This is a genomic window from Pedobacter sp. AC190 (genome assembly GCF_979258025.1).
Window position 1 is genome coordinate 1052687 of the sequence record NZ_OZ409824.1, and the last position, 12724, is coordinate 1065410.

At 40.0% G+C, this 12724-nt stretch carries 9 protein-coding genes; 8 read left to right on the forward strand and 1 reads right to left on the reverse strand.

Features of this window, described 5'->3' with window-relative positions:
- Nucleotides 1-4: 4 nt before the first annotated feature.
- The 5 genes from ACZZZI_RS04590 to ACZZZI_RS04610 all read left to right on the forward strand — a co-directional run bounded on the left by ACZZZI_RS04590 (nt 5) and on the right by ACZZZI_RS04610 (nt 8729).
- The gene (locus tag ACZZZI_RS04590) at nt 5-2470 is read left to right on the forward strand and encodes a WD40 repeat domain-containing protein (protein ID WP_463488739.1); all 2466 of its coding nucleotides are present in this window, start codon (nt 5-7) and stop codon (nt 2468-2470) included.
- Complete coding sequence (locus ACZZZI_RS04595) at nt 2470-5556, forward strand: caspase family protein (RefSeq protein WP_463488740.1); 3087 nt, start codon at nt 2470-2472, stop codon at nt 5554-5556. Before ACZZZI_RS04590 ends, ACZZZI_RS04595 begins: the two co-directional genes overlap by 1 nt.
- A 246-nt stretch (nt 5557-5802) precedes the next feature.
- Nucleotides 5803-6165, forward strand: a complete 363-nt coding sequence (locus tag ACZZZI_RS04600) for a carboxypeptidase regulatory-like domain-containing protein (protein WP_463488741.1) — start codon at nt 5803-5805, stop codon at nt 6163-6165.
- Nucleotides 6166-6673: 508 nt separating this feature from the next.
- On the forward strand, nt 6674-7402 hold the full coding sequence (locus ACZZZI_RS04605) for a LytR/AlgR family response regulator transcription factor (protein WP_463488742.1): 729 nt from the start codon (nt 6674-6676) through the stop codon (nt 7400-7402).
- 226 nt (nt 7403-7628) lie between these two features.
- Complete coding sequence (locus ACZZZI_RS04610; protein WP_463488743.1) at nt 7629-8729, forward strand: sensor histidine kinase; 1101 nt, start codon at nt 7629-7631, stop codon at nt 8727-8729.
- A 555-nt stretch (nt 8730-9284) separates the two neighbouring features.
- Here ACZZZI_RS04610 and ACZZZI_RS04615 read toward each other — a convergent pair.
- The gene (locus tag ACZZZI_RS04615) at nt 9285-10343 is read right to left on the reverse strand and encodes a DUF748 domain-containing protein (protein WP_463488744.1); all 1059 of its coding nucleotides are present in this window, start codon (nt 10341-10343) and stop codon (nt 9285-9287) included.
- A 314-nt stretch (nt 10344-10657) separates the two neighbouring features.
- Here ACZZZI_RS04615 and ACZZZI_RS04620 point away from each other — a divergent pair, with 314 nt between their 5' ends.
- The 3 genes from ACZZZI_RS04620 to ACZZZI_RS04630 are packed head-to-tail and all read left to right on the forward strand — an operon-like array spanning nt 10658 to nt 12680.
- A complete protein-coding gene (locus ACZZZI_RS04620) occupies nt 10658-10924 on the forward strand; it encodes a YtxH domain-containing protein (protein ID WP_463488745.1) in 267 nt (88 codons plus the stop codon).
- 6 nt (nt 10925-10930) lie between these two features.
- Complete coding sequence (locus ACZZZI_RS04625) at nt 10931-11299, forward strand: hypothetical protein (protein WP_463488746.1); 369 nt, start codon at nt 10931-10933, stop codon at nt 11297-11299.
- The gene (locus ACZZZI_RS04630) at nt 11283-12680 is read left to right on the forward strand and encodes a YihY/virulence factor BrkB family protein (protein ID WP_463488747.1); all 1398 of its coding nucleotides are present in this window, start codon (nt 11283-11285) and stop codon (nt 12678-12680) included. Before ACZZZI_RS04625 ends, ACZZZI_RS04630 begins: the two co-directional genes overlap by 17 nt.
- Nucleotides 12681-12724 lie beyond the last annotated feature (44 nt).

Consider the following 12724-nt stretch of genomic DNA (forward strand, 5'->3'; position numbering starts at 1 on the left):
TAATATGAAAAGAACGCTACTCATTACATTTTTTTCTTTTTTCGCAAGCTTAATTATTGCGCAGGAGAAGCCTGAACTAGTATTACCAGCTGGACATACCAAGCAGGTTACACTGGCTACCTATTCCCCTGATGGAAAATTTGTGTTAACAGGCAGTCCGGACTTAACAATCAGAAGCTGGGAAAGTTCGTCAGGAAGAGAGCTTAATACCTTCAAAGGACTTAAATCTATTCCGTCATTTCTTCGATTTTCCCCAAGCGGCAAAACCCTTTTAGCGGGATGTCAGGATGGGAGCATCCTTTTATGGGATTTTGAAAGCAGAGCGCTCATCAACACCGTTAAAATCCATTCTGATTCCATTTCATGCGTTGATTTTTTTGCTGAAGATCGTTTTTTGTCTGCCAGCAAGGATAAAACAGCAAAAATCTATGATCTCAGTACGGGTAAAGTTACCACTACCATCCGCGAATCCAGGTATAAAATATTGTCAGCTGCCTATTATCCTCAGGGCGATTTTATCATAACCGGAGGCGGAGGCGTTAATATGATACACAACCGGGATGTTACTGATGAACCAACAAAACTCTGGGACAGACAGGGAAATGAAACTTCTAGTTTTGTGTTTGGACTCTTTAACGTTGGTTCTGAAATTTTACTGACAGGGTTTACCAACGACGGACAGTATGCCTTCGCAGTTGGCGATGGACAGGGAAGAGTTTATGATTTGCATAATAAAAACAAACTTAAAGTGAAATTTAACGGTTCGGCAAGTTTTGCCGCTGTATCGCCAGACAAAAAAGTGGTTCTAATAGGGTATCACAGTTTGATACAACTAATTGACTTGGAAACTGGGAAAGTGATCAGAAAACTAAAAAATACCTTTACCAACATGATGTCTGCAGAATTTTCACCAGACGGAAATTCAATCGTGATTGGACTTGCAAACCGTGCAGCAGTAATTGTTGATGCATTGAGTGGTGAAACAATAAAAGTACTTAGTACAAGGAGTGGCGGGGTATTGGCGGTAACTTTTTCACCATACGGGAAATATCTTGCAACAGGAGGTCAGGATGGTACAGCAAAAATTTGGGATATTGAAACTGGAGCATTGGTTAAAATACTAAAGGATCAAAGATATTCGATCACTGCACTATCTTTTTCTCCTGACAATAATTTGATTGCGGTGGGAAATGCAGGTAATGCTGGAGTGGTCTATGAAATAAGTTCCGGCAAAGCGCTTTATGCAATTGGCGCAGGATCCGGAGCAATTATATTTTCTCCTGATGGCAAGAAGCTGGCCGCTATAAATAAGAACGACTTTTTCTCTACCCTAATATTATTTGAGGCTGCTTCGGGAAAACTTATTTCAAATTTCTCGCGAAGCATTCTCAAGACTGGATCTAATCATGTGAGCACCTGTATAATGTTTTCCCCCGATGGAAAGTTAATTTACCTTGGCGGTAAACAGGATTTTCGTCTGGCGGATAATGACAAGGTTAAAAAAGCTTTTGGAGAGGTGCAGGTCTGGAGCGCAGAGACAGGTAAATACTTAAAAACTTTCCAGGACAATCATGATGAGCTAATCACTTCGATGGATTTGACAAAGGATGGAAAGACGATGGTGACCAGCAGTAACGATAAAAGCGTGTGGTTCTGGAATACTGGATTAGGTTTAAAAACCAAGGGCTACGATCTCCATGGTTCGGATGTCAGCTCGGTGAGTTTTTCTCCTGACCAGAGTGAGATTCTAACGGCGGGATACGACCGATTAGCCAATTTATTTGATATCAACAGCAAAAAAAGCATGGTTTTCACCGGGCACACTGCAGAGCTTTTCTCCGCTAAATTCTCGCCTACGGGAAAATACTTCGTGACGGGAAGTCTTGACAACACCACCAGGCTCTGGAGCACAGAATCGGGCAAACAGATCGCCTCTTTAATTCCAATTGATGTTTCGGAGTGGCTCATCATTACCCCAGAAGGCTACTTTGACGGATCTGACAAAGCACTCCAGACCCTGTACTATTCTTTTAAATCGATAACGATCCCGCTCGAACAAATTCGGAGCCGATATTATAAAAAAGGGCTTTTGCCTATTCTCTTAGGATATGCACCTGGGAACTTGCCTCCAATCCCACCATTTTCAAGTTCAGACCTCTACCCCACTGTAAAACTGAATGAGGTCGTGAATCCAAAAAACCCTGTATTGAACATACAGTTAAGCAATAATGGAGGAGGTATTGGAAATGTTAAAGTAATTATCAATGGCATAGTTGCTTATCCTGATGCAAGGGTGCTAAGCAAAAGTGCATCAGGTGCAGTTTCTGCAATAAACATTCCGCTGAGTAATTCAAAGCTTATTAAATGGGGCCAGCGAAATAGCTTGCAGGTCGTAGGATATAACTCAAAAAACACATTATCCGCTCCAATTGAAACGCGTAATTTTGATGCACCAAGTAAGATCAGATAATGAAAGGACTCACTGTGTTTTTAATTTTCTTATGTTCATCGATAGTATCCTATGCACAGCAGGCGGAGGTTATTATTCCAAAAGGACATAACAGCCGGATTAATACAATTGCATATTCTCCCGACGGCCGCATAATTGCCACTGGCGCAGGTGAGCTTTTGGAACATGGCCAAATAAAAGCGGCTTCTGTAAAACTCTGGGACGCGGAAACCCTTGTTGAAATAAGTGAAATCAGTGGCTTTAGTTCGCCAGTAATCTCTATAGCATTCTCTGTAGATGGAAAATTCCTTGCTGCTGGAGGGATCGATGGAAGGATTATTATATGGAACTTAGAGGCAGGAAGTGAACAACTTGTGTTAAATTCAGGTGAAGGATTAAGCAGCATTTATTTTACCGCAGCCAGCACAAACATTATAACCATAGGCAAAAGTGTATCATCTTGGGAGATAAACCAGGGTAAGATGCTGGGTTATTTCCCAAAGGATTTTACAGTTACCAGTTCTGCATATAGTCCTACTTCCAACGTACTCGTTTTAAGCGACGGCCTTGGACGGTTACACGTTTTCCAGGATGACAAATTCGTAAAAAAAATTACGGTTTTCAATAAAGGGTGTGAGAAACTGGATTTCAGTGGTTCAAACCGTTTACTCTGCCTGGGAAGTGACGTTGATCTCTCAGGTAAGGCAAGCTTGGTAATTAAAAGTGTTGATTTGGCGAGTAACCAAGGCCTCACTTTGTATGAAAAAAATTTCCTTCCCCATTCAAGTTCAAGCCTGTCTGCCACAAGCCTCCGCGTAGCAAGTTTGGAAAAACAGAGAATACATGTATCCAGTTTTGGAAAAACTAAAACATCGAAAATTATTGAAGAGCCTTCCGCTGTACTTACCGCTGTGGCATTCTCTCCAGACGGAGGAAAACTCCTAGCCAGTTTTCAAGACAGCAAAGGCAAAAGTGGGGTATTATGGATAGAGCCTGAGAGTGGAACTTTAATCGATAAAATCGCAGGTAATGGGAATTATATCGATCAAATCAGCTTTTCAAAGGGCGATTCAACAATCAACATTCACCATCAATATGGCTCTGCAAACTGGAATATTAGAAACGGAGTAATTGATCTGTCCGCAGATAAACAGCAAGCAACTCTGGAAAATAGAGGAGGTCATAAAAAACTTGAAGCACTAATAGCCAGTGGTGAGGTCGCAGTTTCGAGTAGCGATGAGAAGTTTGTGCTTAGTAATGGAGGAGATCAATCAAGGGAGATAAAACTCCTGCGCAGCTCAGACCTGAAACCACTCAAATCATTCATGCAGCTCTCAGCAGTCCGGGATTTGGCGTTTTTAAAAAATACCACTTCATTTATAAGTGCGGGGGATGATAAAACAGCCAGAATTTGGGATATCAATAAGGGGATTGTTTCTAAAACATTTCGGGGACATACTGAGCCGATTAACCTCCTTAAAATTTGTGAAGATGAGTCCCTTCTGGCAACTGCTGCCCTTGACCAGAAAATAAAAATATGGAATATGAGTACTGGGGCCCTGATTACAACATTAAGCGGTCACACACAAAAAATCACTGCAATAAATTTTTCGTCTGACAACAAGCTCCTCATCAGCTCAAGTGATGATTTTTCACTCCGGATGTGGGATCTGTCAAGTGGTAAGGAACTGGCGGAATTTTTCTGTGTAGACAGCACAGATTATATGGTGAGCACGCCCGAGGGCTACTATATGTCAACTCCTGACGCTGCAAAAAAATTAAAATTCAGATTAGGAAACGATCTTTATTCATTCTCACAGTTTGACTTGCAATTCAACAGGCCAGACAAGGTGCTGGAGCTTATGGGCACAGCGCCTGTAAAGACTATAGAGGTTTACAGACGGATCTATCAGAAGCGTTTAAAAAAATTAGGCTTTGACCCCGTCCGCTTTGAAGCCGATCGTTCCAGCAATGTCCCCCAGGTTAAAATTGCCAATAAATCTCTTCTACCTACTACATCGTCTCTGCGACTTGTAAAGTTTTCGGTAGAAGCAAACGATGAAATGTTTAATCTCCAGAAGCTGAATGTTTACATAAATGGTGTCCCCATCTATGGGGCGATGGGACTACCGCTAGAAAAAAGGCAGGAAAAAAAAGCTAAGATAGATGTCGCTGTGAAGCTTGCGACAGGTAGTAACCTGATTGAGGTCACTGTTCTAAATTCCAGAGGAATTGAAAGTTTGAGGGACCAATTCTCGCTCACATACAATGGCGCTGCAGAACTACCAAATCTTTATGTTATCACTCTAGGGGTCAGCGATTATCTTGACAAAAGAAAAAAACTAGATTATGCAGCGAAGGACGCTCAGGATATACAAAATCTTTTTTCAAAAGGAAAAATAACATATAATAAAATCATCAAAATTTCTCTATTGAACGAGATGGTAACCAGAGAAAACATTTTGAATCTGAAGAAAACCTTGTTAAACACAAATGAGGATGATAAAATAGTTTTGTTTTATGCTGGACACGGTATTCCTGATGACCAGCTCGATTACTATCTTTCGACATTTGATATGAATTTCTCTAACCCGTCCCAAAAAGGTTTACTATATGCCGATTTGGAGGGGCTTTTGGATAATATACCAGCCAGAAATAAACTACTGATGATTGACGCCTGCCACTCTGGTGAAATTGACAAAGAAGACATTGCGATTGGCAATGCTAAAAAACAAACCAATGAAGACCTAAATTTCCGCGGTGGATCAAACCTCACCCTTTTTGAAAAGCAGAAGGGGCTTGAGAATACCTTCGAGATGATGAAGCAAATGTTTGTCGATCTAAGGATTTCAACGGGCGCGACGGTAATTCCATCCGCAGGGGCAACTGACGAAGCGCTTGAAGCAAACGCATGGAACAATGGAGCTTTTACTTATTCAGTTCTACAGGGACTCGGCGGGATGCATGCAGATGCAAACCGTGACGGAAAAATTAGTTTATCCGAACTGCAAAAGTATGTGATTATAGAAGTCCCTATACTGACTAAAGATATGCAGAAACCAGTATCACGAATGGAGAACCTTTTAAATGACATGAGAATATGGTAAAGAGTTAAAAACTTATAAGAAATAACCAACATCAGTCGGCAACATATGCCTATATTTTTAGAGATTTCCACGAGGACTAACGAGACTGGTTCTAAAAACCCTTAACCAAAGTGAGCACGATTGGATTCAGATTAATCTTCTCATAGAACAATGCGGCGCTAATGCAAATGGATATCCCCTATCAAAAAAAGTAAAATCCCTTGGCTGTGCAGCTAATTAAAATAGCAGAAATTAAAAACTACAAAAATGAGACTTACGAAAATCATTCTTTCAATCTTAATTCCTGCTGTAGGGATCTCTGCCTGCTCCAGTTATAATATTAAAAGATATAAATTGGGCACCACCAAAAGTATTATCACAGGAAAAATAGTTGATGCTCATAGTGGCAGCATATTACCTGGAGCAGTTAGAGCAGGTGATACGACAACAATTGCAATGGCAGATAATAATGGTATATACAAGGCGCAGTTGAAACCAGGTAACTACAAAATCAGAGCTGGCTTTGTGGGTTACAAACTTTCAAAACCTAAAACCATTAAAATAAACCCTGGAGACTCTATCGTGCTAAATTTTAGAATAAAATATGCAAATGAAGTATTAATTGATTAATTACCACAGATATTTATTGATTAAAGCCTGAATGGCTCTCCACATAGGCATCATAAGCAGACCTCAGCTACACCTGCATACATGCAAGATGAGAAATTGGTGTCATGGACGCCCAGGCAACAACTTTTCCACTTTCTTTGGCAACAATTCCGCAAGTGCGAAGATGTAATCTGTCCTATTCACCCTGGGAAGTTGCGCTGGTCTGAAAAGGGGCTTTGCCTGTAACAATGCCTTTGTAGTATATTGATTTGGCGAGTCCCAATCCGTTGGCAACAAGTTGCGTATTGGATAAACCGCTGTCAATTGATCCCTTATCACCAGAAACAATTACAGCAACACCCTATTCACCAACTGCTTATAAAAAATTTAAAATCTGCGCTACAGGGTCAAATACATTGGATCTTCCAGTTGGCTACAGGAGGGTAAATTTACCCAGTCAAAAAGGGGTAAAAAGCCATAAACAAAATAGGAATAAAAATGAGAGCTTGTTCTACCCTATTTTATCATTATGAAAAATCTTATTAATTGCGTTATTATAGACGACGACTCCTTTGCGATAAAAGTTATAACCGATCATATCGCCAAGATCCCAAGACTTCAAGTCTTGAAAACTTATCAGAATTCATTGGAGGCCTTATCCAGCATCAACTCGATTGCGGCCGACCTTGTCTTCCTGGATATCGACATGCCAGGACTATCTGGCCTTGAGTTAGCCAAACACATTCAGCGAACCACTCCAAACATTGTTTTTACCACCGCATTTGCCGAATATGCACTCAAAGCATTTGAGCTTCGGGCCAAACACTATCTGTTGAAACCGATCGAGCTTAGCCGTTTCGCAGAAGAGGTAAATACAGTAATCAGAGAATGCTTCGACAACCCGCTAGATGAGGATAATCAGGCATTTTACATCCGCACTGGAGAACGCGGCTACCGTGTGAAAGTCCAAAAGAGGGACATCATTTATTTACAGGGAGCAGGAAACTATCTGTATATATTTACAGAACATGAACATTTTATGATTTATTATTCCCTTGTAGACATGGAAAAAAAATTATCACAGAACTCCAACTTTTACCGGGTACACAAATCCTATATCATTAACACCCATCACATCCAATCCATCCAAGGCAACACCATACACCTGCAGAAGTATGATGTATTGATGACTGCGCCATTTAAAATAAATTTCATCAGGTACCTGGAAGATAATACTCTTCTTTTTAGAAAGGATTAGCCCTTGCCTCTTTCTGCTACCCTGCCAGTATAGGTAACCGTGGTTACTACTATTGTCATTGTGGCCTCGGTAGGATCAGTACTAGATAGTTGCCTATTGGCTTTGGAACGGAAAACAAACACCGTTTTCCGGTTCAATTTTGAGTGGTTTGATTGCTTCATGAGGGGAAGCTACCAGCCTGGAAATGCGATAAAAATATCTTTATTCAAAAGCTATGTTGACTTATTTGAAAGCCGATCTGACTAAAAATTTCGGCAGAATAAAATGGAAAAAAATGTATTCTTGGAATGTCTTCGCCTGGGTTTTTCTGATCAGCTATGAACTCACGACTATGCGAATAGCCCTTGGAGCAATAGGCAATTTTTACTTGCTGACTGGCCATTACCTGATCAATATTGCCTTATTTTACTTTCTCTCCTTATTTATTTTGCCCCATAGTCTCGAGCAAGGCTGGCAGTGGGTTTGGAGATTGCCGTTGTTACTCTCAATAAGCTTTTTAATGCTCATTATTCTGAAATACGGCCTGGATAGTGCGCTTAAACACTGGGAACTTTATACGGGAAAAAAGCCTGCGCTAAACAGGCAATATATTTCAGGCACCGCCTGGAGAGGACTATATTTTGTTATCCTAGCTTTCCTGTACTACTACTTTGGGGTGTATGTAAAAGAGCGTAGCAGCAGAGCAGAATTCGAAAAAAGAGCCCTGGAAAAGAAAATCATTATACAGCAAACCAAACTAGAACTCAGTAAGGCTAAACATGCCTATCTAAAAGCCCAAATTAACCCCCATTTCCTTTTCAACACCCTAAACTATATATTTAGCTTAACCCAAAATTCACAACCTGAGGTAGCTAGTGCAGTCGTGCGACTATCCAACATGATCCGCTTCGCCCTGGAAGCGGAATACAGTGAAAAAGCCCCTCTGCTCAAAGAGGAAATTCAGCATGCTAGAAACTATATCAGTCTATGGCAAATTCCAAAATCCGGAACTCTGAATATTCATTTCCAAGTGGAGTCAGCGGTTCTCGAGTATCCTTTTATTCCACTAATCATCTTAACCCTGTTAGAGAATATTTTTAAGCACGGAAACTTAAATGAGCCTGATGATCCAGCAAGCATGCACATCTTTATAAATGAGAACAAGCTAAAAATAGAAACCAAAAACCTTATAAATACTGGATTGAACGATTCTGGGCTAAACTTAGGCATTGAAAATATTCAAAACAGAATTGAAGCTGCATATGGCATAGATAGTGAGTGCATTTTCAGTTCCACTCCAGATCGGCACTTTATCACAAGAATCAGTATTGATATCAGTCTGCTGTGATTTGATTACGAAGCCCCTATTAATCAAATGCGCTTTACTCTTACGCATAAAGTAAGCCCAAAATTTAGTTATTGGTCTAATTAATCAATAAAAAAGCTGAACTAAGCACAAATAATTTCAATCTATCCCAAAAAATCTCATAACTACAATCCTTTAAAATTTTTAACATTGTACCTCAAAATAGAGAAATCAACCTTGGAGTGGATAAACCACAGCCGACTGACCCCATCTCGCTAGAAATTAAATTATATTAAATCATTAATTATCTTCTGGTTTATGAATTTGGCAAAGTGGGGTCAAATATATTTTTTTGTTCAGAGTGGTCACCGGGATACCGTTGATTTGGCAATGCAATCGGACCAACTCTTTTTCAGGAAAAGGAAATTGAGAACATCTGGAAACTTATGTCAATTAGTTCATTACCACCAAAAATATGTTTCTTCTAATCTCGTAAATATGAATAAGTTTACAGACATTCCAAAAGAGAATGGCTGCCTTTATTCGTTAAGTAAATGCTAAGTTTAAACACTTAAACAATAGATTAAACAAACACGTTTAATTAGTAGTTTTTAATTTCCGCAAACCTGAGGGTTCTTTCTTGGGTTCCTCATCTTTTCCTGAGAACAATCGCCCGAAAAAGGTTTTCTTCTTGCCTTTCCCATCAACTTCTCCTACCGAGGCAATAGAGATTTCATTGTCAATACTTGGCATAAGTGCTTCGATAAATGCATTCTTTAGCACTTCCCAAATTGCCGACCCGCTATCTACCGACGCATCTTTAAATGTTCCTTCAATGGGAATTTTTGTTGCAACCTGTTGTTTTTTAGGATTTTTCAGGATATTACCAGCTAATCCAATAAGTGCCTCCTTTACTTTCTGAAAGAAACCATCCTTTTTATCTTCAGGCCCAAGGACCTTCAGGTCTTTTATGATGGGTTTAACGTAGCCTTTGAATTTACCTTTTTCTGCTGCGAACTCACTATAGAGCCCGAAGGTACCTTTGCTGACGTCAAACTTTCCGTATGCTTTTAAAAAACTGTTCAGCTTGACTAGGTTTGCTCCCCTTATATCTGCAGTCAGATCAAAAGTAGGTTGTTTGGCTAAAGCATCGAGTTTCATCTTTATGGTTATCGTACCATCATACGCCTTACCATCAGCGAGCAACGCAGACGGCAATCTTGATTTTTCATCTTTACTATTAGTCAGATTGGACGCGATTATGTGAAGGTCTTTAACAGAGATATCCACCTTGGGTGAAGAACCTGGATCAACATAATGAATGCTACCCTCATGCACCTCAAACCTGTTCACCTTGAGTGGCATGAGGCTCTTGAGCACTTTTCTAAAATCATTGGTATCTTTGGCTACTTTGCCAATCTCGGTCTTATCCTTTGTAAAAACGAGTCTGGGTGAAAAAATATCAAGTTCTCCCACAAATGCACCATTTAGAAGGGCTTTCCATTCCACAGACAGATCTGTTTTTTTAATGCGGATAAACTCTGTCTGCTTTTTATTGTTACTATTTACCTTATTAATATACAGCCCATCAATCTGATAGGCACCCCTGTATAAATGGATATCAATATCGCTAACATGTCCATAGTATCCTTTCATTTCAGCCAAAGTCTTATTCACGTATTTCAAAACGATATAGGGTAGCGCAATGCGAATTAGCACCAAGATTAAAAGAATGCTGCCGATGATTATATATCGTTTGCGAAGTTTTGTGGAACTCCCTTTCATTTGACTTTATGGTATTTCTGCTTATTCAACACCAATTATCGCCAAAAGTTCTGTAAAGATGCTAATAGCGTTCAACATACAGAACATGTTTAACAGCTTCGAATGCCGAATGTGTATTACCTATAACTGAAAAAGAAAACAAAAACCAGGAACTTACGGTTATGCAAATAAACAACCCCTGAAAGATGAACAACAATTCGAAAACAATAGCCGCACTGATCGCCGGACTTGCAGCGGGCGCCGCGCTCGGGATCCTCTTCGCTCTTGATAAAGGTGAGCAAACTCAAGACAGGTTATCAAAAGCACTCTCAGATTTAAAGGACAGAATCGTCGATAACGCCATACAGGGAATTAAAAAACTAACTGCAGCGAGCGAGGAGCTTGCAGAGAAAGCTCAGGGCAAATCTGCTGAGGTCAAAGAAGAAATATCTGAAAAACCTGCCGAGGCTTAATTTATTATGGGAGATTTATTTAGTGAAATTTCAGGCGTTCTGTATGCTGTTCGCCTCAATATCGAACATCGACTTGAACTTTTAAAATACCGTTCGATTATTTTCATTTCCGAACTGGCGGCCAATCTGGTGACTAATATTATTATGTCGGTTTGCATTTTACTGGCATTTCTCTTCGGCACCATAACATTGGGATTTTTCTTCTCTGGTTTGTTCAACAGCTATGCTCTGGGATTTGGCAGTCTCACCTGTTTTTATCTGGTCATAGCAATTGGCGTATTTTCAAAAAGGAGAACTTTCATTGAGAAGATGTTGATCGATATGTCCATTAGAAAACTTGTACACAAATATTTGGATAATGATCGAGAAAAATAAAAGCTTTAGAAGCCAGGAAGAGCTGGAGGATTATAATGTCGAGCTTAGAAGAGAAATTTCCCTAGGGGAATCAGAAATAAAATCACTTGTAAACGTTCTGACCAACCATCGCCCATTGGAATTCGCAAAAAAAATTCTCCGAACTGGTTTAGATAAAAAGGGGGATCAGCTCAAAGATCCAAAAGGGGAACTCATTCCCGATGTTGTGGCTTCCTTACTTCGCAAAACAATACTCAGAAAAGCAGGTTTTGTCAATCGAAGCCTAATATCAATGGCAACAAAACAGGTTATAAAAAAAACACTTAGCCCTAAAACCGTTCAGCCGTCCCCAGTAATCGCTATTCCAAAGTTAGCTACATCGGCCTCAAAACTGGTCGCTTATAGTACAAGATATAACGATGCCCAAGAGTTAACTACGACTGAAAAACCCGTTAACAAGGAAAAGCTCAGCCTGAAAGGGATATGGAATGTACTGAAATCTTCTTTTGCTGGTTTCGGAGATCATAAGGTTACTAAAATGAGTGGTTCTCTGGCTTATTATACTGTTTTCTCCATGGGACCGTTGCTCGTGGTAATCATTGCCTTATGTGGGATTTTTATGAAAAAAGAGGCCGCGCAGGGAAAGATATTTGAACAGTTGAAAGGTTTTTTGGGTTCAGATACTGCGATGCAGCTGCAGGAGATGATCAAGAGTGCAGGACTTGGAGACAAGGGTACCATCGCTTTTATTATCGGCCTGGTAACATTGCTTATTGGAGCCACCAGCATTTTTGCAGACATACAGGATTCAATCAATACCATTTGGGGGATAAAGCCCAAACCTAGAAGAGGTTGGTTGAAGATGCTGCAAAATCGTTTCCTTTCTTTCTCAGTAATCATCTCACTAGGATTTTTGTTATTGGTTTCTTTAGCCGTTACAGCCGTATTAGACGGATTTAGTGACAGGCTACAAAGCCGGTTCCAGGATGTATCTGTAATTGTTTTCTATATCATCAATACAGCCATCACGCTAGTGGTAATTTCCTCGATTTTTGGCGTTATATTTAAAGTGCTTCCTGACGCTAAAATCAAATGGCGGGACGTGTTATCCGGGGCATTAATAACCGCTTTATTGTTCATGGCTGGTAAATTTGCGATATCGATTTATATCTCAAAAAGTGATATCGGGAGTACTTATGGGGCTGCTGGTTCACTTATAATTCTTTTACTTTGGACCTATTATTCCTCCATCATATTATACTTTGGCGCGGAGTTCACTAAATCATATGCCATTGCATACGGTTCAGAGATCCATCCTAACCATTACGCAGTTGCCATTAAAGAAGTCGAGGTTGAACAGGCAAATGAATCAATTCAATCTGTGGATAAAAAAGGTAAGTAAGCAACTGCGTATCAGTGAAACGCAGTCAAATTATAATATTAGAT